Raw genomic sequence first — 23,605 nt, forward strand, 5'->3', positions numbered from 1 at the left:
GTAATCGAATCAGATAACTGGAATAAAGGATGTTTCGGGTTAAGAAAACTAGATAAGCGTTGCTCAAACAAACGCTCAAGGCTATTATTTATTTTCTTAGATTTCATCCTTATTTTGCAAGCTTTTTATACAAAACAACTCTAAAACTGGTTATTAACCAATACAAATTTAACCATTTATTTGCTGATTAACAAATAATTATACAGTATTTCAGGACCGACTAAATAGGAGCTAACCCAACGTATTTAGAGAACTGTTTAGCCGTTTGAAAGTGTTTACCTCCACCAGTGGAAACAATAAGTTCCATGGTAGTTCTATCACCAATCCCTTTAATAGAACTAATGCGTTCATAGAGCTCTTTATAGTTTTCTTCCTCTAATCGTGCTATTTGCTCTTCCAGATAATCTATATTTTGATTCAGCATTTTTAGTGCTAAATCATCTACTTTAGGCAATACGTTAAAAGACTCTAGCAAATTATAGGACATGGTAAGTTGCTTTTTGAGTTGAGCAAGAAGTGTTTTTTGTTGCTTTAAGGCTTGTATACTTGCTGAAGCCATTTTATAGGGTTTAGGCTCCATCTTTGATCCATACAGCGCAATAAGTTGAGCATCTACCTTATCAGTTTTTGTTACAGATAGCATTACTTTAGAAAAGTGTTTGATTTGCTTAGGGTTAATAACTGAAACAGATAGGTCAGATTCTAGAAGCATCTCTACTAATAAAGCATCATAATTTCCAGTGGCTTCTAACACACAGTGATGCAATGATTTATCAAGTTGACCTAAAAAGATTGTAATGCCATTCCTATCATTCTTATATGTAGACGTAATATATCCTTTACCTTTAGGGAAAGCAACTACAAAACTATTCTTTGCTATATCGATGCCTATATATTGCATATTATTAGATGTTTGTATTAAATTGATTCATCTTTTTAACTATCGTCGCATAACACGGGCTTTAATGGCCGGCGAACTATTCAGTTTTAAGATGAAAAAAGCTGGGGATGGAACGTTTAAGACGGTATTTAATACCAACAGGGAAGCGACCTTATTCCAGCTCTTTAAATTAAAAATAACTTTATAATACAAACGTACGACAGGGAATTAAAGATTACATGCATAAATACAATTACAACAGATTTCATTCCAGCATTAAATATCAAAAACCTATGAATGTATATATTACACATTTAAAAAATCAATACCCTATAGGCGAAATATCACGGAAACAAAGTCTATAATTCTTTGTCCAGTTTTTTCGGTCCACTATACCTTCAGCTTCTACAAGTTCCATTATTAACGATATCCATAAGCGGGTCTTTTGAAAATATGGAGTTTGTAAATAAAAGTTGAGCCTGTAAATGATTTTGTGTAAGTGCCGTTTTTTAGTAGAATCTTTCTTCAAATTCGATAGCGAATCGATTCATAGCGGCTCTCCAATCATGCAAAGCCATAGTCCACTTTTCCGATGCCTTCTGTATGGCTAAATATACCACTTTTAATGCAGATTGGTCATTAGGAAAAATTTTACGGTTATTAATAACGTCAGTCGTACGTTTGTATTAAATAATCTTATTTTAATTTAAAGAGCTGGAAAAAGTCCGCAACGTTTCGGATTAAAAATTAAGAAAAGAGTATAAAAAGCTCTTTTGTGTTTTAAATTTGTGGGATTGAAAAATAACCATAAAAACCAAAGAAACCTCTTATTAAATCTATCAAAATTAGTTGAAATATATTATGCTATTGATGATATAGTAAAATAAAAAAACGATTCAGATATAATAATGCACGTTATCAACGTTTTTTATTTGATTCATTTCTAAGATTGGATGCAATAAGACTTTTTTTAAGTAATAAGTCCAAGCGCTTTAGCATTTTCCAATGGCGAGTCTCTCTAACCTGTCCTATTACCTATAGGTCTTAGATTAGGGTATCATTTTGATCTTTAAGGATACGTATCTGATCTTTATAAATCTTAACAACCTTGTATGGATCAAATGCTAAGTAGGGATTTTCTAAAAACAGAGGTTACCAATTTTAAGGCGTTTTAACCATTATGACATACTTGGACCATAACTAGCTGAATATTCAATCTTCTTTTCATCACGCTAACATTATTTTAGCCTTTCCTGATGAATTAAAAAAACCAAGCTTATTTTTTTCCATTTTATATCATTGTTTTAACAAAATAAACATTAAATATAAAAAAAAATTATATTAATTATATAAAAAATTTTTATATAATTAATATAATTTATTTATTAAAGTTAAAAAGTTTAGTAAAAATTTTTAAGTTAAATTGTATATAAAAATAAATTTTTATGTATAAAATAGATCAAAAATATTTATTTATCAATAGAATAAATATTTATTTTATTTTGTTTTTGATAAATATTTTATGAACTTTGCAAAAGTATTTTTTTGATTAGACTGAGTTTTGAATAAATATACCCTTTATGTTTATGAAAACATATTTTTTGTTTTAACCTATTAAAATTTTATTAATACTTATTTGCATGTTTATTCATAAAAAAGATATAAAAAATATTGTAATTTACAAATTAATTTCCGGATTAGGTATAGGATCATCTTTAGTACTTACTACTGGTTGTGCTAACTTTTCCAGTAGATATAGCTTAAATGATTAGGGTGCTCAGCAGAGAATCCAAAACTTTCCAACTTTACAGAGTCTCGCAGCTAAACCATTAGGCAACGATGATCCTATATTATTTATTTCAAATATGATTCAACTTGACGCACAAGTTTCCGTTAATATCATAAATGGTGGATTAAGTTTTAATATAATAAATTATCAAGACAATACAAGACGTACCATGCTTCATAAAGCGTCTGAAACTGGTAATTTAGAAGTAGTGAAATACTTATTAAGACATTTAGAAAATAACCCCCAAATTAATTCAAAAGATAGTAAAGATTATACCGCACTGTATCTTGCATCCGAAAATGGACATGAAAAAGTTGTAGAACAGCTAATTAAAAACGATAATATTGATGTAAATCATCAAACAGAAGACGGTTTTACGGCACTCTATATTGCATCCAAAAAAGGCCATGAAAAAGTTGTAGAGCAGCTACGTAAACACCATAATATTGATGTAAATCAACAAACAGAAAATGGTTGTACTGCACTTTATGTTGCATCCAAAAAAGGCCATGAAAAAGTTGTAGAGCAGCTAATTAAAAACGATAATATTAATGTAAATCATCAAACAGAAAATGGTGATACCGCACTCCATATTGCATCCGAAAATGGACATGAAAAAGTTGTAGAACAGCTACGTAAACACCATAATATTGATGTAAATCAACAAACAGAAAATGGTGATACCGCACTCCATATTGCATCCAAAAAAGGCCATGAAAAAGTTGTAGAACAGCTACTTAAATACGATAATATTAATGTAAATCATCAAACAAAATACGGTAATACGGCACTCTATACTGCATGCTTCTATGGTCATGAAAAAGTTGTAGAACAGCTACTTAAATACGATAATATTAATATAAATCTACAACAAAAAGACAGTTTGACTGCAATGAATATTGCAGCATTTCAAGGTTATGAAAAAGTTATTGCAAAGCTACTTAACGCCCATGATATTTATGTAAACATAGAACCGGAAGATCTTTCTAGCGCACTGTATATTGCATGCTTTTATGGTGAAGAAAAAGTTGTTGAAGCGCTATGTAGACACCATAATATTAATATAAATCTACAACAAGAAGACATTCTTAGGGGACTGGATATTGCATACTCAAAAGGTCACGAAAAAGTTGTAAAACAGCTCGTTAAACTAATTTACAAAAGCTAATAGAAGCTACTAACAAAGAAATATTTTGACTAGCAAACAAATATATTTATATTTGTTTGCTAGATAATATCATCATAAGAAATGGACCCATAAATCGATACACTTAATTTGAACAACCTCTAAGAAGGCCTAATGGAAGCGAATCTACAATATAAGACCGTTGTAATAGATGTTTACTATTATTTTTTCTAATTTTTTAGGCTATCGATATAAGTTAACCATCTAATAAATTGTAATCCAACTTTTTTATCCTAGGACTTAACAAATCTATTATAACGGTCTCAAGTTAGTAAAGAAAATATAACATCCCATACTTACTATCATAATATCGTAATACAGCTAGAGTTTAGTTTATCCAAAGCCAAGTTTCTATTTTCCCAAACATTTCTAATGGATTCTTTCCTTTCTGTGCTTCTTATAGTGTTTTTTTGAAAATAATATTTGGCTTTAGCTTGAAGCATAAAAAAGCAACACGCTTTTTAAAAAAGTATTTGTAGCTTTGCATGAGGCACAATCTATAAAGTGTATGCATGCTATTTTGCAGCCCAATCGTACCAATAGGAGACATTTTAAATGGCTGATATACAACAACTGTTCTACGTTTATTAATTTTTATTTTAATCTTGCAGCTCAACGATTTTATAGTACTATACAAAAAAAAAGAAATAGTCACCAAGCTTACGGACTACCTAAAAGAAGATCCAAAAAACAAAGTCTTTCATCTGAATGGTATCCAGGGTAGCTTAGACGCTGTATTGATTGCCGCACTGCAACAAAGTTGTGGCCATGTACAATTAGTGGTAGTTGAAAACAAAGAAGCAGCACTGGCTATGTATGGAGACCTAAACCAGCTATTGCCCAGCTGCTCTGTGCTCCGCTTACCCAGTTTAGAAGAACACAACGATAAGCAAACCATTCAACACAAACGATCGGCCATCATACATGCTATAAACGAAAGCAAATCTGCGCCATTGGTCGTCACACATATAGCCGCGCTGCTGGAAAAGATCTTAGACCCATCCCTAGTGGCCACTATGTCTTACAATATACAAGTAGATCAAACCCTGTCTATTCAAAGCTTGGAAAGCATACTGAAACAAAAAGGATTTATAAAAGTAGATTTTGTTTACCAGACAGGTCAATTTGCAATACGTGGCGGCATTATTGATATATATAGCCTCAACCAATCATTTCCTTATCGAATAGAACTATGGGGAGATCAAGTTTCTACCATCCGTATTTTTGATCCCAAAGACCAAAAATCTTTTAAACAAACCGATGTGGCAACGATTGTATCCAACCCAGAAACTACAATGGAAAAACCATTGCGCTACACTTCCTTTTCAGCTTGTCTACCAGTAGGTAGCGCCATTTGGCTAAAAAACAAAGCAAAAATATGGGAACAACTATCTGGCCCCAATACTGCATCAGTCCCCTCCCATACCCTAGAAACCATAGAAAGTTTTACAGCATCTATTCTACCCTTTCATCAAATTTTATTTGGGTCGGTCGCATCTGTTGCGGCAGATAACGATCTTATACTACACTACGATGCTGCACAACAACCTATTTTTCAACAAAAATTTAACCTTCTAGCAGATGACCTCAATAAAAAAAATCAGCAAGGCTACCAGGTATGTATTACAGCGGCTTCTGCAGGACAACTTGCACGATTAAAGTCTATTTTGGAAGAAAAAGCAACTTTTACACCATTGCTGCTCAGTTTACGGGAAGGATATATAGACCATACAGCCCAAATAGTCTGCTATAGTGATCATCAAATTTTTAATAGATACTATAGGTACCAACCACCCATCCCCCCTACTACAACGGAAACTTTACTAACCGATGCATGCAGAAAACTAGAAATTGGTGACTATGTGGTACATAGTGACTATGGCATTGGCCGATTTTCTGGATTACATGCATTAAACATCCATACACAGAAGCAAGAAGCCATCCGACTGATTTATAAAAATAATGATATGGTCTACGTAAACGTACAAGAACTATATAAAATCAGCAAATATAGCAGCAAGGATGGCACAACACCTCATATGCATACATTAGGGACTTCTGCCTGGCAACGTAAAAAAAACAGTGTTAAAAAACAGATCAAAGACATTGCCAAAGAACTCATTACACTCTATGCAGAACGAAAAAAAACGAAAGGGTTTGCTTTTGGGAAAGATACGCTACTAGATGGTGCACTAGCGGCTTCTTTCTGTTATGAAGAAACGCCCGATCAAGCCATAGCCATTGATGCAGTGAAGCAAGACATGGAACGCCCCACTCCTATGGATCGACTGGTGTGTGGCGATGTAGGATTTGGCAAAACAGAAATAGCCATTCGTGCGGCTTTTAAAGCCGCAGCAAATGGCAAGCAAGTGGCTGTACTGGTGCCCACTACTATTTTAGCACTACAACACTATAACTCTTTTATCAATAGACTCTCCAATTTACCCGTTCACGTTGGTTACATCAACCGGTTTAAAACGAAACAAGAAATTCAGCAAACGGTTGCCGATACTGCTTCTGGAAAGGTGGATATTCTTATTGGTACACACAAACTGCTGACGAATAGTGTACAATTTAAAGATTTAGGGTTGTTGATTATCGACGAAGAACAAAAATTTGGTGTAAGTGCAAAAGAAAAATTGAAAAAAATCCGCTTGAATGTAGACACCCTCACTTTAACGGCTACACCTATTCCACGCACCCTTCATTTTTCACTGATGGGCGCTAGAGATTTAAGTATACTGAGTACGCCTCCTAACCATAGACTAGCTATCCAAACAAAGGTACACCGCTTCGATTTTAAAATCATTCAAGAAGCCATAGAAGATGAAATGGCCCGTGGAGGACAAATTTTTTTTGTGCACAATAGGGTAAGCAATATCCAAACTATAGCGCAAAATTTATCAGACTTACTGCCGACCGCACGCATCTGTATAGCCCATGGTCAAATGGCCGGATCGATGCTAGAGGAAAAAATACTACAGTTTATGGTAGGCCGTTACGACATACTAATAGCTACCAATATTATAGAATCTGGAATGGATATACCTAACGTGAATACCATTATCATCAATGATAGCCATCTTTTTGGTCTTGCTGATTTACATCAAATGCGTGGAAGAGTAGGTCGTTCTAATGTGCAAGCTTTTTGCCATTTATTGATTCCAGAAGATACAACCCTTACGCCAGAAGCAAAACTACGACTGGCTGCATTAGAAGAATATTCTGCATTAGGAGATGGCTTTAAAGTGGCTATGAAGGATCTAGACATACGTGGCGCAGGGGACTTATTGGGTGCAGCACAAAGTGGCTTTATAGCAGATATTGGTTTCGATACCTATTGTAAAATATTAAAAGAAACGGTAGAAGAGGTGAAACATAGTGATTTTAAAACATTGTTTCCCCAAGAAACCAAAAAGCTATACAACGAATGCTCCGTTGAAACAGACTGTGAAGCACACTTACCACCTGAATATGTCGCTAGTACCACCCAACGGATCACACTTTACACTAGGCTGAATGAACTTAAAAATATCGATCAATTAACCGAATTTAAAGAAGAGTTAATCGATAGATTTGGTCCATTGCCTAGCCCTACAGAGACCCTATTGGAAACGATACAACTGCGATGGGAAGCAGAACGAATTGGCTTTCAAAAAATTTTATTCAAAGGCCAATCTCTACATTGCTACTTAGGAGTTGATTTTCAAAAAAGAAATTTGAATACATGGGAAAGTATTATGCACTATATACAAGAACGTCCAACGCATTGTCAATTAAAAAAAACGGGACAAAACTTGATCCTGACGATTACTGCAGATTTGCATAGTGTCCTTGCAGCAAGAAATCTACTGGCTACTATAGCCATTCTTTAAAATTATAGTGGACTGAAAAAACAACAATCAATCATTTTATTACCTTAATTTGGATTGACTACTTTACACATCGATAGAAGAATTTTTAAAGTATGAAAAGCCCTACAACAGATTCAAAACCAATCTACCTTCCTTCTGATGCCATTCAAAAAAGAGCCTATATTGCATCGTTGGATGAATATCTAGAAATATATAACGCTTCGATTAAAGATCCGGTAAAGTTTTGGGAAAAAATAGCTACAGATTTTTTTTGGAAAACCAAACCGGCAGGTCCATTCCTTAACTACAATTTTGACTTAAACAAAGGAAATATTTTTATAAAATGGATGGAAGGGGCTACTACCAACATTTGTTATAACCTGGTAGACAAAACGATTCAGGATGGCTATGGAGATAAGATTGCCTATTATTGGGAAGGAAATGAGCCAGGTGAACAAAAGCAAATCACCTACCAAGCCCTGCTAAAGGCTATTTGTAAATGTGCCAATGTTTTAAAAGGTCTAGGGATAAAAAAGGGAGACCGGGTAGCCATTTATATGCCAAATACCATAGAGGCGATAGTAGCTATGTTAAGTTGTGCGCGGATTGGTGCGGTCCACGTTGTTGTATTTGCAGGATTCTCAGCAAACGCACTAGCAGAACGGATCATAGCGGCACAAGCAAAACTCTTGATAACAGCGGACGGAACATTTAGGGGCACAAAGTTTATTGCACTGAAGTCGATTGCCACCCAAGCATTGATGCAATGCAAGGGGGCTGGCCACCCAGTAAGCCATTGTATCATGTTGAAGCACTTGCACACTACCCAACAAATACCTGAGATTCCTTGGGATGATGCCATAGATTGCGCTTGGGAAAGATTGATGGCATCTGCCTCAGAAGTATGTGCACCTGAGTGGGTGGATGGGGAAGATCCGCTCTTTATACTTTATACAAGTGGTTCCACTGGCAAACCAAAAGGGGTACTCCATACAACTGGTGGATACCTGTTGTATACGGCAACGGTATTCAAATATGTCTTTGACTACCATCCAGAAGATATATTTTTCTGCTCTGGAGATTTAGGCTGGATTACAGGTCATACTTTTAATGTTTACGGTGCACTGGCCTGTAAAAGCACTTCTGTTGTATTCGACGGCATTCCAACCTATCCAGATGGAGGGCGCTTTTGGGATTTGATTGATCGGTATAAAGTAACGACATTTTATACAGCCCCTACAGCCATTCGAACCCTTATGCAACTACCTGTTTCATATGTAACAAAATATAGTAGAGCCTCCTTGCGCATACTGGGTTCAGTAGGGGAACCTATTGATCCTTCATCTTGGCGCTGGTTTTACGAAGTAGTAGGATCAAGTCGCTGTCCCATCATTGATACCTTTTGGCAAACAGAAACAGGCGCACCCATTATTTGTCCACTTCCTGGATCTACACCATTGAAGCCTGGCTCTGCTACACTTCCCTTTTGGGGCATTGTGGCCACGATCGTTGATGAAGATGGTATTGAAATTATAGGTAGAGGAAAAGGCCATCTGGTAATCAAAAATCCCTGGCCAGGAATGGCACGGACCATTGATGGAGATCATCAGCGGTTTCAAGCTACCTACTTTGAGCCATACCATGGATATTACTATACAGGAGATGGTGCACAACGTGATGCAGATGGCTATTTTTGGATAACAGGTAGAACAGATGATATGCTGAATTGTTCCGGTCACTTGATATCAACCGCTGAAATTGAATCCGTATTGATGCAACATCCCTCGGTAGCAGAAGCAGCTGCCGTATCGGCCTTACATGCTATAAAAGGTGAATCCATCCATTGTTTTATTGTCTTAAAACAAGAACAGCTATACAATGAGATAATGGAATCTGAGATCAAATCAATCATTCGAAACCAAATAGGAGCCTTTGCGGTTCCAGATCTGATACAACCTGTACCGGCGCTTCCTAAAGTGGGTTCTGGCAAAATAATGCGTCGACTGCTCAGAAAAATAGTACGACAAGAAGGCCATTTAGGTGACACCTCCACACTAGTGGACCCAAATAGTATTGACCAGCTTCGCGGACTCATTTTAAATAAGGCTAAGATGTTGTAACTGCCCCATAGGGGCAATCCTATCTATTTTGTATTTTTATATAGCTTTTACCAAATTGTCACCTATGCTACTCAAAAGGCTTGCGATAGATTATTATATTATATAGCAACACGATTCTATACACATGGAACAAAACACATTTATCTCTACAAATTGTTCTGCCAAAAAAAGCCTATCCAAACCGCTTAGTAGGCACAATCCTGGGTTACCTAGAAAGCTATATATAGAAAGCTACGGCTGTCAAATGAACTTTTCAGATAGTGAAATTGTAGCTTCTATTATGGCGCAACAAGGTTTTGTCTTTACAGATCAGCACCATGAAGCAGACCTTATTCTCATCAACACATGTGCCATTCGGGATAAAGCAGAACAGACCATTCGCAATAGACTATTGGTTTTTAACCAACAAAAAATAAACCAACCAGATCTTATTGTAGGTATATTAGGCTGTATGGCAGAACGGCTTAAAACGCAATTGCTAGAAGAAGAAAAAGTAGTTGACTTGGTAGCAGGTCCAGATGCCTACAGAGATCTTCCCCGACTTATTAGTCAGGTAGATCAAGGCTATAAGGCAGTCAACACTTTTCTATCTAAAGAAGAAACCTATGCCGATATTGCTCCTATTCGGTTACACTCCAGTGGGGTAACCGCCTTTATATCTATTATGAGGGGATGCAACAATATGTGTTCTTTTTGTATTGTTCCCTTTACCCGAGGGCGTGAACGAAGCAGAGATCCCTATTCTATAGTCCAAGAAGCTAAAAAATTATTTGAAGCAGGCTATAAAGAAATTACGCTTTTGGGGCAAAATGTAGATTCCTATAGCTGGGATCCATCTACTGCATCAGCTACTGACCCACTATCAAATAGAACCAATGATAAGGTGATCCACTTTTTCCAATTACTAGCCATGGTAGCTGAAATTGATCCCACTTTAAGGGTACGTTTTTCTACCTCTCATCCCAAAGATATGACCGATGAAGTGTTGTATACCATGAAACGTTATCCCAATATCTGTAAGCACATTCACCTTCCTGTGCAAAGCGGCAATAGCCGCATCTTAGCGCTTATGAACCGCACCTATGATCGAGCATGGTATCTTGAAAGAATTCAGGCCATTAGAACTATTTTAGGTCCATCTTGCGCCATCTCTTCTGATATGATTGCAGGATTTTGCTCCGAAACAGAAAAAGAACATGACGATACACTCTCTTTAATGGATGAAGTGCAATATGATTTTTCTTTTATGTTTTATTATTCCCAGCGGCCAGGTACATTGGCCGCTAGAAAATACCCAGATGATGTACCAGAAACCATTAAAAAGCGTAGATTAAGTGAAATCATAGCCAAGCAACGTGCACATGGGTTAATGCACAATCAAAAAAGCATAGATCAGGTTCATCAAGTATTGATTGAAAAACCTTCTAAGAAATCAGAAGCATTTTTGCAAGGTAGAACCAGTCAAAATAAGATTGTTGTCTTCCCTAAAGGGAATCATACAATAGGTAGTTATGTAGATGTACACATTACCAATTGCAATGCAGCTACTTTATTTGGCACAGTAGTATCTCCATAAGATTATGAAAGAAGATCTTCAATACATCAAGCAACGGTTTAATATTATTGGCAATGCACCATTGTTGAATAGAGCGGTTGAGGTAGCCATGCAGGTAGCTCCTACTGACTTATCTGTTTTAATTATGGGTGAAAGTGGTACTGGAAAGGAATCTTTTTCAAAAATTATTCATGGACTAAGTCCCTGCCGACATGGTAAATGTATAGCTATTAACTGTGGCGCTATTCCAGAAGGCACAATAGACGCTGAACTTTTTGGCCATGAAAAAGGTGCCTTTACGGGTGCATTAGAAAGCCGAAAAGGCTATTTTGAAGAAGCAAATGGGGGTACCATTTTTCTAGATGAAATAGGTGAAATGCCTTTGGGTACCCAAACCAGACTTTTACGGGTATTAGAATATGGAGAATATATAAAAGTAGGTGGCTCTAGTGTACAAAAAACCAAAGTGCGTGTAGTGGCTGCTACCCATGTAAACTTAGTCGATGCCATTCAACACAATAAATTCCGAGAAGATTTGTATTACAGGCTCAATACTGTTCCCATTAACATACCTCCTCTGCGTGAACGAGGTGCAGACATTATACAATTGTTCCACAAATTTTCTAGTGACTTTGCTACTAAGTATCGTACTAAACCATTAGAAATCAGTACCGAAGTAAAAAATATTTTATGTACCTATCCCTTTCCAGGTAATATCCGTCAATTAAAAAATATTGTAGAACAAATGGCACTTCTTGAAGAGGTAGTAATGGTTACACCACAGGTATTGGAAAAGTATTTACCAAAAGTACAAAACCATACCTTACCCGTACTTTATAAAAAATGGAACAATAATGAGCTACTTGAAAAAGAATATATTTACCCTATTTTATTTGATTTGAAAAGAGATATCGCAGAATTAAAAGGGTTAATGTTTAATTTAATGGAGTCTAGCCCTATAAACCACCCCATTATAAAAGAAGATACACGCCTATTCAGCACCCATAATGATCCAAAAAATATAGCCAAACAGATCCATCTATTAGAAATAGCACAATCTTTTAAAGAAGATCGCCTAAATTGCATAGGCGCATCTGATAAAACAGAAAACCTATCCATTGAAGCCCAAGAGCAGGCTTTAATTCGTAGATCTCTGCAAAAAAACCATGGAAATCGTAAAAATGCAGCAGATGATTTAGGGATTTCTGAAAGAACGCTTTATCGAAAAATTAAACAATATGAGATTGAAGAGTTCGATGTTAAACCGTAGCTTATACTTGCTTTTTAGCTTATTTTGGCTGAATGGTTGTGGTCTTTTTACTTTCTCAGGGGTTTCACTCCCTGGTGATATACAAACTGTTTCTATTCAGGAGTTTTATACAGAGACATCAGATGGCCCAACAGATTTACCCAAAAAGCTTACAGAAGCACTTGAAGTAAAAATATTACGCCTAACTTCCTTAACCAAACAAGATAAAGATGGTGACATACAGTACGAAGGAGTGATTAAGTCCTTTTCATATCATACAACCTTCAGTACCAAAAGTGAGGATAAAGATAATCCTAAGGAAATACAACGCCTAACCATAACCGTAGAAGTTTCTTGCGTGAATACTTTTGATGAAACATCCTCTTTTCATAAAAAACAATTTTCAGCCAGTTCTGATATCCTTTCTACTGAAAATCAGGATGAAAAAGAAAATCAATTGATTAAAGAGATTTTTCTTAAACTAGTGGATGATATTTGTAACAAATCCATAGGAAATAATTGGTAAATTTCAAATTGTTTTTACCATGCAAGTTCAAAAACTATTAAAATTATTGGTACATCCTGGAACCCTTTCGCCAGCAGATATACCGGATTTAGAAGCCCTTATACAAGGCTACCCTTACTTTTACTTAGCCCATGCACTGCTTGCCAAAGCAAGCTATACAAAAGAGCAAGATATAGAAAAGTATGTGGTGCAAAGGGCTGCTACTTATGCGATTGATCGTATACAGTTGCACAAATGGTTAGAAAACAAACTTTCTTTACCGCCAATAGTCAGCAATGCCAACGATAAGGGTATGCAACAAACTGCCGCTACCGCTAATAACTATTTAGAAATCATTGCTAAAAAGTCGCTTAAAAAGAGTACAAATGAAAATAGCATTAAGCAGTTCTCTGTTATTGATACAATTTTAAATAAAAATTTACAGTTTGATCCTTTTGTAGAAGTCACACCACTAAAAGAGGAAAGCTGTATAGATCTTTGTGCACAAGCCACTACTTTAGATGATCGTTTTGCAACAGAAACATTAGCTAACATAATGGTCCAACAAAAAAAATACAAACGTGCCATTGAAATTTATAACCATTTAATGGCAAAGCATCCTGAAAAAAAATCGTATATTGAGGGTATCATCTCTAGCTTAAAAAATGATCTTTAGCTATGTCTATATTCAATCTGCTTACTATATTTATTATTATCATAGCCATCCTCTTGATTGGTGTTATTTTACTGCAAGAACCTAAAGAACGCATCACTCCTTCAGGTGGAAGCGCAGCTTCTATACAGCGCATTGGAATCAATCAAAAAGCAGATTTTTTAGAAAAATCTACTTGGGTACTAGTAGGCCTATTGCTTTTTTTAACGCTACTATCTTCTATTTTTCTCAAAAATGCACCATTATTGAATAGAAGTCCTAATTTAGCCAAAGTGCAGAGCGAAGAAGCATTAAATGGCGTCATTTCGCCAAGTGATACTGATGAAGTAACTACTACTCAGGGAAATCAGCCATCTTGATCTAATACAACAGCTTCCTCTCCTTAGCGTTAATGGTAAAGGTATAAAAAGTGGGTATTGTTTTTGACAGTAAAAATAATTATGGACATAAAAGGAATGAACCTAAAAAAATATATGTTAGGCTTTTTTTTTCTGGCCTACACATCCGTGGCATATCCATCAAAAGCTGTTGGGTTGGCTACAGGGCCATCTTTGGGTATAGCTGGATTTTACACTACCCTGAATTTAAAAAAAACAAGTTTAAAAACTTCTATAGACAATATAGCACTACAGATAGGATGGTTTGCACAGTTAGATCTTTGGGTTTTATATGCTAAACTAGATGGATGGTTTGTATTAGATTCCTATAAACTATTGAATAAATCAGATCGTAATTACTTGAAATATATTCAGGCACCTTTAACCATTGGCATCCCTATTTTTAATCTATTCCGTCCTCATATTGGTCTTATTTTTCGAATGCCTGTGGGAGAAAACGATGGAGAATTTAAAGGCAACCAGCTGATAGAAATCTATAAAGAAAAGATCAATGGCTATATACTAGGCATAGGGATAGTTTTAGGCCATTTTTTAATAGATATTGATTTTGAATTGGGGCGATCAAGCCTAGCCAAAAAGTCTATAAGCCCTGAGCTAACGAATGGAGATGAAAAGTATAGGCCTAAGCAACTTGCATTAAAGATCCATTACAACTTACTGGGCTAATAAAAAATTAGCCTCCATCTAGCATATACCTTTACAAGTTTGGAGTGCCTGATTGGCTGCCTCTACTAATTCTTCTACGATATTTGCATTTAAATACTTTTTCCCAAGTTCAATATCTATTCTAAGCGTTTCTTGAGCCATATGCTTTACTTCGTCCAAAGAAACATAGCCTTTGGCATGACGTAAATCATAAAGTCGTTCAGCAAATTTAATACAAGGGATAAAGAGTTGTTCTCTATTAATGACCCGTTTAAGGCGGTTACCCACATAAAGCCCACATGGTTCCATATCTTGACGTTTATTGACAGCCATAATATTTTCTATAAAAGAATAGACGTCTACGCTATAATTGGCTTTAACATAAGGAAGTGGCAAGCCTGCATAACGTACTAAGCCATAGAGCAAACTAAAATAAACTGGTTTAGGTTGATAAGGCACCCACTTTGCTACCAATTCAGCAATACCTAATGCACGGACATAGAATAATTGTCCTGATGCATGACGCCTAAAACCATAACAACGCCTTATCAATAAAAAAAGTTCATCTAATACAGTGGGACGCATATCAGCCACTGTGCCAAGACTGTTATAAGCTTTTTTTAAAACGACCATAGATGTTTTGAGTTCCCTTGAGCTAATAGAAGTACTTGAAGGTATTATACTAGCAATCATTTTATCCCGCACAGCAGCTACGTTACAAGGAAGTACTACAAGCATAGGTTTTTTAGGAGTAGTTGGAAACTGTAAATAACCATAATGGGTACGAACAACCTGCTGTATATTACGCTTTTCCATATTGGTCCATTCTGATTCTTTTTGTACCACACTATGCCAATTACACTGACTATTTTCCGTAATATGTTGATAACAATCTTTAATTTTAGGTAACGCTTCTTGAGGAATAGCGGCATGACCAATTACTAGGGCTATAGCAGGAAACTGCACATCTGATTGGTCTTTAGAAAATGTTGTTAAGGCATATTCTAAATAAGTAGCATACAATTCAATACTTACAAAACGATTTTTTGAAGTATCTAAACCAGCCATGCTTAATACAATAGGTGTCAATAAGCAAATTATCTGGTTTGCATCACATATGATTTCTTTAGACAGTTTATCATCTTTAGACTCTATTACCAACTTTGGAATAGTATGCTCCTTACATTCCAATTTTAATGCAACCTCTAGTTTTTGAATGAGTTCATCAAAGCTAACTTTGGTTGGTATCAAGATAATATTATTTCTAGATCTAGCTCGTTGCTTTAAAAAAATGTCCCAAATAACAAAATTATTTATAATCAGATTTAAATCTTCCTTATAAATTGGCCTATTGTCTAAATAGGCAATAAGTTTTGTTACCTCTTTCATCATTTGATCTATAACAACGTGCGCTTCTTTTGGATGATTATAAATCGTTTCTAGATCAGAAGATAAAGAAAATTCAGTTTCTTTTATTACCTGTTCTTTAATTTGTTTTTCTTTTATTTTTTGCTTTAAATAATTTCCATAATCTGTATAATCAGCTAATTTACGTTTTTGATAAACAATAATGAAAAAAAGTATTAAGCTTAAGCCGACCAAAGACATTAAAAAATTAGATGATTCCAATAATAGTAGCTCCATACCTTTACAATATATGGCGTAAACAATCACCAATAACATAAAGGCTACGAGCCGTCCACTTATACACAAGGGTAAGATAAATAAAGTTACAGTCAAATGGGCTACAGATAAGGCCAATGTAAAAGCCAATGAAGCGTGTAGCGTCCCCGACCAATGCCAAAGCACATTTACAGGAAGACAAAAAAGTACACTTAACAACCAAATTCGACCCATTGTGACGGATGGTCTTTTTTTATGGGAATCGAGTGCATAACTTATGAGCGAAAGAGCTGTAACAAATTGAAGTAGATACCAATAGACAAAACCGACACTTATATAAGTCAATATAGTAGTCAGTATAACATAGCATGCTGTAAATCCTATAATCGCATTATTTGGCTTAATTTTTACCGATTCTTCTTTCTTAAAAGAAGACTTCAATAATAAAAACATGCATACTAAAATAAAAGGTAGGGCACGAAAGAACATTGTAATTTTTTAGCTATAAACAACCATCTAAAACGCAAGTATTATACTAAACTACTCAAAATAACAGAAAAAAAGCTTTAAAAATAGTGGGTTAAATATACAATAGAATGAAGAGCTAATACTATAAAATAATCTATTAGGTAATGATTAAGCAACAAATTTAGACACCACTTAAAATGTTAATGACTGGTACTAAAAATATACCATTTTTTATTAGCCTATCCAATTTTATTGGCCATAAAAAGCTATATACCATGCAGATAACGTATAAAATACAAACCATTATAACAAGCCGATAATTGCTTACTTTTTAAAAGTATATTTCATATATTTGTAGGTGTACATGACAAAGTTATTGTCCGGTAGTGTAATGGTAACACGTCTGGTTTTGGTCCAGAAGACTCTAGGTTCGAGTCCTAGCCGGACAGCTTTTACAACAATCTTTTACAAACTCAAAATAACTAAAATGTTTGGTTTGAATTACAATTGTAGATTAATAAGGTTAGGATTTTCTTGTTTTATATCACTCACTTGTCATAATATAGCATTAGCAAATAAGACAAAAGATAAAAAGAAAGAAGTAGCTGTTGTATCCCCTACTATACAAAAAAAGACCAACACAAATGGTACTGATACTGCTGGAAAGACTAAGTTACAGCATGACCTAGAAGCAGAAAATGCACTCAACCGTGCACGCTTAGAAAAACAACTCTCAACTATTATTGCTCAAATTGAACAACTGCGTCTTAAGAGGGAGCGTCAGAGGCTAGACAAAGAAATAGAAAATGAACATGTGCGCAGGGCACATGATAAAGCTATGCTTTTATTGAATATGGAGCAAGAAAAGCTTACTATTGAGCTAGCATTGGCGCAAGCTAAGTGTATGAAGGAGATGGAAGCCTATCATACCCAGTTAACTGAGTTAGATAAAAAAATACAATTAGAAAAAGGACAAGCGCAACTGCTGCAAGAGACCAGCCATCGGTTAAAAGCAGAAATAGAAGTTTTACAAGCGACAAACACCCGGGATAAATACATTCAAAAGAAACCTATCTATTTGAAAGATCCATTGATCAAGCAAAGCAATACGCTAGTGCTTTCTGACCGATGCATTGAGTTGAATGGTCCTATTACACCCTGGAAAGCAAATTATATTGTAGATCAAATTGATTATTTTAATAACCAAAATAAAGAATATCCTATATTTCTTGTTATTGGCAACTCTCCAGGCGGGGTTGTAACGGCAGGCTACAATATTTTACAAGCTATAGAGTCTAGTAAAGCACCTGTTTACGTAGTCGTAAAATCATTCGCTGCTTCTATGGCAGCTATGATTACTACACTAGCTACTAAGTCTTATGCTTATCCAAATGCTACTATTTTACATCATCAACCTCTTGCTTGGTTTATCTATGGTAATCTTAGAGAAACAAAAGAAGCTTATATGCGTTTGGATAAAATATGGAAGCGTTTAGGAGGTAGAGTAGCTAAAAAAATGGGCATATCTCTTGAAACATTTAATAAAAAGCTCTATGAAAAATCTGTGTATGGAGATTGGGAAGAGTATGGTGACCAAGCTAAAAAGCTTAAATGGGTCGATTGTGTGATCAATGGGATTCAAAATAGTGCCATGAGTAGTTTGCCCGATTCAGCTGACTATACTTTTGAACAATTCATAAAGCACTATTATAATGCTAATCCAACAAAAGCAATAGAGCCATCTCTAGAAGAGATGGCATACAATAAACTGGCCCCTCACGATGTGAACTATTGCTACAGGCCTGATCACAAGGCTCAAATGATGGATAAATCATAAGTTTTATGGGTATAGATGGTATGGTATGGTATGGCTATTCTTTAGTAGCTCACCTGTCATAGCTAAATGCCTTTTAGGATTTATACTATCTGACCGATGTAAAAACCAAATTTAATAAGCTAAAATAAAAACTATCAAATAATTAAAATGCCAAATGATAGTATTTTCTAGCGGTATGTCTATTGTTTTATTTCAATAATCCTAAGTGCATAATATTTGAATTTTACTATCGTAGCTCTCTCTATATTCTTTGTATAGTTTATTTCGTATATTATACTAGTTTCTATAGTAATTTATTCCACATGCACAATGCCATTTTATGCATTTTTTCTTATAGCATTATCCTTTTTGCTATTCGTTTTAGTAATTGCTTTCTATTTGCATCTACCTGCTACTCCATTAGAGGCAGACGATTTAGATGGTAGGCAATCTCTACATGAAATTAACGCGATTAAACAATCTATTAAAAGTAAAAAAGCATACATAAAAAATGTATTAAAGCTTATTTCTGTAAAAGAAAAATTAGCTAAACTAATACCAAGTGATGCAGTAATTGGATTTACAGGATGTTATGTTGTACTTACCACTGTATTAGATTGCATAAGTGCAAAGACTATTATTTACTGGTATATATTACAATTTTTTATAGGTACCGGCCTTGTAAGCTATACAATAGCGCCAAAAATCAAAATATCACCTTGGAAAATTGGTGTGTTTTGGCTGGTATGCTCTGTTATTTGTCTTCCTATAAATGTATTATGGCATTGGATAAAGGTGCAAGACCCTCAATTTGCACTAACTTTATCTATAGCACATTTATCGACAACTTTATTTGTATTGCCCCTTTATATAAGCATAAAGTTAGTAGCTGGTGCACTGTGCATCATTTTTTATGAAATGTATAACATAGGTCTAAATAACCTATTGTCATTAAATGATTCTTTACTATCTCTACTAGGGTTTGGCCTAATCGTTTTTAATATTATCATTTATCACAAGCGGCAAATAACCTCTTATAAAATTTATAACCGTTACTTTAAAAATCAGCTAACTGGAGAAGAAAAAAAGCAAGGCAAAGCGATAGCATCTAACCTAGATATTGGCTCAAAACTTAGTTATAAAAACAGAAAAAAGGTTGAATCTTTTGTAGAAAAGGGGATGCAAGATGCCACGGAACTTATTTCATATTTAGATAATCGGCCATTTTACAAGCAAGACCTTCAAAGTATTATCAATAATTTTGTCACTTTTACTACTTTTTTAAAGCAGCGTGCCAGATATGTAGAGCATATATTATTAACGCCAAATGAAATTTCTATAGATGAATTGATTGCTAAGCTAGAGACCGTGTTAGAAACTAAAGCATCACCAACTCCAAAACTAGCGATAGAAATAAAAGATCATACTATTCCTAAAAGGATTACATGTGATATTAACCATATGATTCAATCATTAGTTCCCACTGTTTTACGCACTGCTAACCTAGATGGTTCAAAAACTGAACGTATAAAAATTCAATTATATACTACTCAATTAAAATATATACAAAAGAATACGCAAACAGGGACATACCACTCAGAAATGAACTTCCCAGCTATAGCAATGGTAATCAGCAACGCTAATACTCCTTTAATCATGTTGCCCAAGATTAAAAATTATTATCAAGACATTACAGAAGGTAGAGAGCTTAAGTGGCACAGTAGTCATACAGATGCAGAACGTATACATGTCGAAAAACGTATAATAGAACGAGCCATTCGTGCACACTACGGCTACCTACGCTTTCCCATTGCTAAAAAAAGACCTATGCTAATGGTAGTACCTTGTAATGTAGTAAACGTTAGAGACGCAATGATTTCTAATATACACCCTTTAAATGCGCCCACAACTCAAAAAGAAATTGATCAATCCATAGAGGTGTTTATTAAATCTTACAATCAAATATTAGAAATATCTGAAGCACGTAGAGCAGTAATAGATGAAATAGTCCTATTAACAAGGCGATGCTATGGGTTTCAGCGTCATCCATCTGGGCAATTATTGTATGTACGTTCGATAGGTATTGCACAATTGGTTGCAGAATGGATCCGGTTTTATCCAGAACCCATTTATGTTGCTTTACTATACAGCTTAGTGCATTATGCAGATTTACCCCTTTCTTATATTAAAGCCAATTATGATCTGAATATATACTCTTTTGTAGAAAGTATTTTAGCAGTAAATGACCGACAAAGCATGGAACCATGTGGACTTTATATCAAAAATTCTTTTAAACAAGTAATCAATCGAGAACAACTTTTTATACTTTGTATTAAACTGGCTGAACGACTTTATGACCTACGACATGCTAAAAGCTATGTGTATTTAGATGAATTAAAATGCATGGCCCAAGAAACCCTTGCCATAGATATTGAACTAGCAAAGAAATATTTGAATGCTAAAATCGTAGAAGCATTAACAACCGCAGCAGAACAGGCCATAGAGATTTGCGAAGAAAATAATGGTTAGCTACTGGATTATTGAAAATTTTCCTCAAAAGAGTACTTTTGATCCGCTCAAATATCAATCTTGTTGCATATAATGGCGGACAAGATCCTGAATACCGGTTTGCAATTGAATAGTTGGTGCCCAATCTACTGTTTCTTTAATTTTTCCAGTATCAAGTGCATAACGTCTATCTTGTCCTATTCTTTCAGAAGTGAAATAAATAAGGGAAGTATAAGATCTTCCATATAACGGTTTCAATTGATCGAGTATTTGGCAAATCATTGACGCGATTTGAAGATTAGTTTGTTCTTGATGGCCACCAATATTATAAGATTGACCACTTTGGCCTTTATGAAAAAGGCAATCAATAGCCTTACAATGGTCTTCCACATGTAGCCAATCTCGAATACTACTTCCATCTCCGTGCAATGGAATAGACTGATTTTGTAATGCATTTTTCAACACCATCGGAATTAGTTTTTCTGGATGTTGATACCGCCCATAATTATTGGTTGATCGGGTAATAACTGTATGAAGTCCATAAGTATGGTTATAAGACCTTACCAAGCATTCTGCTGCTGCCTTACTAGCACTGTAGGGATTAGTTGGTGCGAGCGTAGCAGCTTCTGTAAACGGTCTATTATGTACATCTAATGAACCATACACTTCATCTGTAGAAACATATACAAACCGATGATTCGGATGTTTTGACTGCCTTGGTGCTTTAAACCAATGGTTATAAGCTGCATGCAACAGCACGCCTGTTCCTTCTATATTGGTCTTTATAAAAAGAAGGGGATCGATAATGGACCTATCTACATGTGATTCAGCAGCGAAATGAATCACACCATCAAAATTAAATTTTTGAAACAAAGCTTTAACTAATAAAAAATTGGCAATATCTCCCTCTACAAAATAATAATTTGGTTTTTCTTGAAGTGCAAAAGATACACGCGCTGCGTAGGTCAACTTATCTAGATTAACAATATAATAACTAGGATATTTTTTCAAAAACAATTGAATGCAGTGTGCACCTATAAAACCAGCGCCACCCGTTATTAATAATTTTTTCATAGACTTTCAAAGTAATACAATACCTAGAGGTATACCGATATAAAACTACGCTTTAAAGGGCATACATAGGAATAGAAAAACGATTTAGTAGGTAAATGCTACTGAAAATAGTAGCGGCTCTATATAGTTAAGCCAGAAGCGGAGTAGGAGGGATTCGAACCCCCGGTACCTCACGGTACATCCGTTTTCGAGACGGATACCTTCAACCACTCAGACACTACTCCAGCAGCTATACGAATAAAGTAATGAAAGGATTTTTTAGCTTATTTACTGAGTATGGGTTTGACAAATTGTATTACTGCATGGAAGACACAAGGATGTTCAAGGATGGCTTTATACTTTGGAACTGGTATGGCCAAAACATGGGTACTATGAAAGGCATCTTTGATCAAAACTCTTTTGAAATTACACTTGCTTTTAGGGAGCATATTAAGGGCATGTTGGCTATAAAGGGGAATTTGCATATCATGGTACTGGTTAAGCTGTTTTTCACCCACTACAAAAAAAGTGTACATATCATTTAAAGCCTTGAAACGATGGCGTCTTCTATTGGTTAGCAGCGTACTAAAATCAGTTTGCCCACCTCCTATCGCCAATATAGGAACAGACACATTAGGAAGTGATTTTTTTACTTTACATAAAAAAGCACTTCCCTCTATCAAGTCTTTACCACCAGGACAAAGACATAGTGCTTGATTGTCTTGTATAGTTAAGATAAGTCGCTTTTCAAGATCCGTTTCAGGATAACCAAGATCGAGCGAAAGCTTACGTAAATCATTCAAAACAGGAACGCTCAAATGGTGTGAAAGCATTTCAGCATCTACCCTAGCTCCAGGAACGCCCTCCCATGGCGCAGCTAGGGCAACCAGCCCTTTTATATTAAGGTGTCTATATTGTCTTAGAAAAGCATATGCACGGAGGCCACCTTGACTATGACCTATCAAGATGATAGACCTCTGCTCTAAATCTTTTACTTTAGTAGAAAGCTCTTTAAAATTAATTGCACTTTGTTCTTCTATAGAAGCGCTTATACTCTTTATACCTTCTACACTGGTCAAAGCTACAACAGAACCGGTAGGAAAGGCTTGCTCAAGCTTCTTTTTCATCGTATTAAAAGAGGCGGCATGATTGCCCAATCCATGAAATAAGATGATCAATGTATTCGACTGACTTTTATCCAATTTTCCTTGAACAAAAGTTGGAGTAAATAATAAAAAAAATAGAACTGACTGAAATCTATAAAAGATGCAAGACATAAGTTG

The 23,605-nt window shown here is 35.3% G+C and carries 15 protein-coding genes, 2 tRNA genes and 1 pseudogene; 12 read left to right on the forward strand and 6 right to left on the reverse strand.

From position 1 onward, the window contains the following. Positions 1–220: 220 nt before the first annotated feature. Entirely contained in the window at positions 221–901 is a 681-nt protein-coding gene (locus ACRRVB_RS03465; protein WP_432466587.1) for an IS110 family transposase, read from the reverse strand. Between the two features lie 488 nt (positions 902–1,389). After that, a pseudogene (locus ACRRVB_RS03470) lies at positions 1,390–1,536 on the reverse strand (IS256 family transposase); the annotation flags it as partial. A 1,209-nt stretch (positions 1,537–2,745) separates the two neighbouring features. On the opposite strand from ACRRVB_RS03470, the gene ACRRVB_RS03475 reads away from it, so the two are divergent. The 9 genes from ACRRVB_RS03475 (at position 2,746) to ACRRVB_RS03515 (ending at position 14,875) form a co-directional block, all read left to right on the forward strand. After that, positions 2,746–3,837, forward strand: coding sequence for an ankyrin repeat domain-containing protein (locus ACRRVB_RS03475; RefSeq protein ID WP_432466589.1), 1,092 nt, complete (start codon positions 2,746–2,748; stop codon positions 3,835–3,837). A gap of 623 nt (positions 3,838–4,460) precedes the next feature. Then, a complete protein-coding gene (gene mfd, locus ACRRVB_RS03480) occupies positions 4,461–7,730 on the forward strand; it encodes a transcription-repair coupling factor (protein WP_432466590.1) in 3,270 nt (1,089 codons plus the stop codon). Between the two features lie 92 nt (positions 7,731–7,822). After that, positions 7,823–9,829: an acetate--CoA ligase gene (acs, locus tag ACRRVB_RS03485; protein WP_432466591.1), complete on the forward strand. Its 2,007-nt coding sequence runs from the start codon at positions 7,823–7,825 to the stop codon at positions 9,827–9,829. A gap of 124 nt (positions 9,830–9,953) precedes the next feature. Further along, on the forward strand, positions 9,954–11,405 hold the full coding sequence (gene miaB, locus ACRRVB_RS03490; RefSeq protein WP_432466592.1) for a tRNA (N6-isopentenyl adenosine(37)-C2)-methylthiotransferase MiaB: 1,452 nt from the start codon (positions 9,954–9,956) through the stop codon (positions 11,403–11,405). A gap of 4 nt (positions 11,406–11,409) precedes the next feature. Then, positions 11,410–12,654: a sigma-54 interaction domain-containing protein gene (locus ACRRVB_RS03495; protein WP_432466593.1), complete on the forward strand. Its 1,245-nt coding sequence runs from the start codon at positions 11,410–11,412 to the stop codon at positions 12,652–12,654. Continuing rightward, entirely contained in the window at positions 12,641–13,159 is a 519-nt protein-coding gene (gene lptE / locus ACRRVB_RS03500) for an LPS assembly lipoprotein LptE (protein WP_432466594.1), read from the forward strand. Before ACRRVB_RS03495 ends, lptE begins: the two co-directional genes overlap by 14 nt. Positions 13,160–13,178: 19 nt before the next feature. Next, positions 13,179–13,814 carry a DUF8458 domain-containing protein gene (locus ACRRVB_RS03505; RefSeq protein WP_432466595.1) on the forward strand — a complete coding sequence of 212 codons (636 nt, stop codon included), beginning with the start codon at positions 13,179–13,181 and terminating at the stop codon, positions 13,812–13,814. Between the two features lie 2 nt (positions 13,815–13,816). Continuing rightward, positions 13,817–14,170 (forward strand): preprotein translocase subunit SecG, encoded by a 354-nt coding sequence (secG, locus tag ACRRVB_RS03510; protein ID WP_432466596.1) that lies wholly within the window; start codon positions 13,817–13,819, stop codon positions 14,168–14,170. An 81-nt stretch (positions 14,171–14,251) separates the two neighbouring features. After that, positions 14,252–14,875, forward strand: a complete 624-nt coding sequence (locus tag ACRRVB_RS03515) for a hypothetical protein (protein WP_432466597.1) — start codon at positions 14,252–14,254, stop codon at positions 14,873–14,875. An 18-nt stretch (positions 14,876–14,893) separates the two neighbouring features. On the opposite strand, the gene ACRRVB_RS03520 is transcribed toward ACRRVB_RS03515, so the two are convergent. Then, the gene (locus ACRRVB_RS03520; RefSeq protein ID WP_432466598.1) at positions 14,894–16,966 is read right to left on the reverse strand and encodes a hypothetical protein; all 2,073 of its coding nucleotides are present in this window, start codon (positions 16,964–16,966) and stop codon (positions 14,894–14,896) included. Between the two features lie 356 nt (positions 16,967–17,322). Here ACRRVB_RS03520 and ACRRVB_RS03525 point away from each other — a divergent pair. The 3 genes from ACRRVB_RS03525 (at position 17,323) to ACRRVB_RS03535 (ending at position 21,290) form a co-directional block, all read left to right on the forward strand. Further along, a tRNA-Gln gene (locus tag ACRRVB_RS03525) sits at positions 17,323–17,394 on the forward strand. A 38-nt stretch (positions 17,395–17,432) separates the two neighbouring features. Next, entirely contained in the window at positions 17,433–18,782 is a 1,350-nt protein-coding gene (locus tag ACRRVB_RS03530) for a ClpP family protease (RefSeq protein WP_432466599.1), read from the forward strand. A gap of 378 nt (positions 18,783–19,160) precedes the next feature. Then, entirely contained in the window at positions 19,161–21,290 is a 2,130-nt protein-coding gene (locus ACRRVB_RS03535; RefSeq protein ID WP_432466600.1) for a hypothetical protein, read from the forward strand. Between the two features lie 54 nt (positions 21,291–21,344). Here ACRRVB_RS03535 and rfbB read toward each other — a convergent pair whose 3' ends face one another. The 3 genes from rfbB to ACRRVB_RS03550 form a co-directional block, all read right to left on the reverse strand. Next, the gene (gene rfbB / locus ACRRVB_RS03540; protein WP_432466601.1) at positions 21,345–22,343 is read right to left on the reverse strand and encodes a dTDP-glucose 4,6-dehydratase; all 999 of its coding nucleotides are present in this window, start codon (positions 22,341–22,343) and stop codon (positions 21,345–21,347) included. Positions 22,344–22,482: 139 nt separating this feature from the next. Then, positions 22,483–22,567, reverse strand: a tRNA-Ser gene (locus ACRRVB_RS03545). Between the two features lie 39 nt (positions 22,568–22,606). Further along, a complete protein-coding gene (locus ACRRVB_RS03550) occupies positions 22,607–23,599 on the reverse strand; it encodes an esterase/lipase family protein (protein ID WP_432466602.1) in 993 nt (330 codons plus the stop codon). Positions 23,600–23,605 lie beyond the last annotated feature (6 nt).

The organism is Candidatus Cardinium hertigii (assembly GCF_050864855.1).
Lineage (GTDB): Bacteria > Bacteroidota > Bacteroidia > Cytophagales > Amoebophilaceae > Cardinium > Cardinium hertigii_C.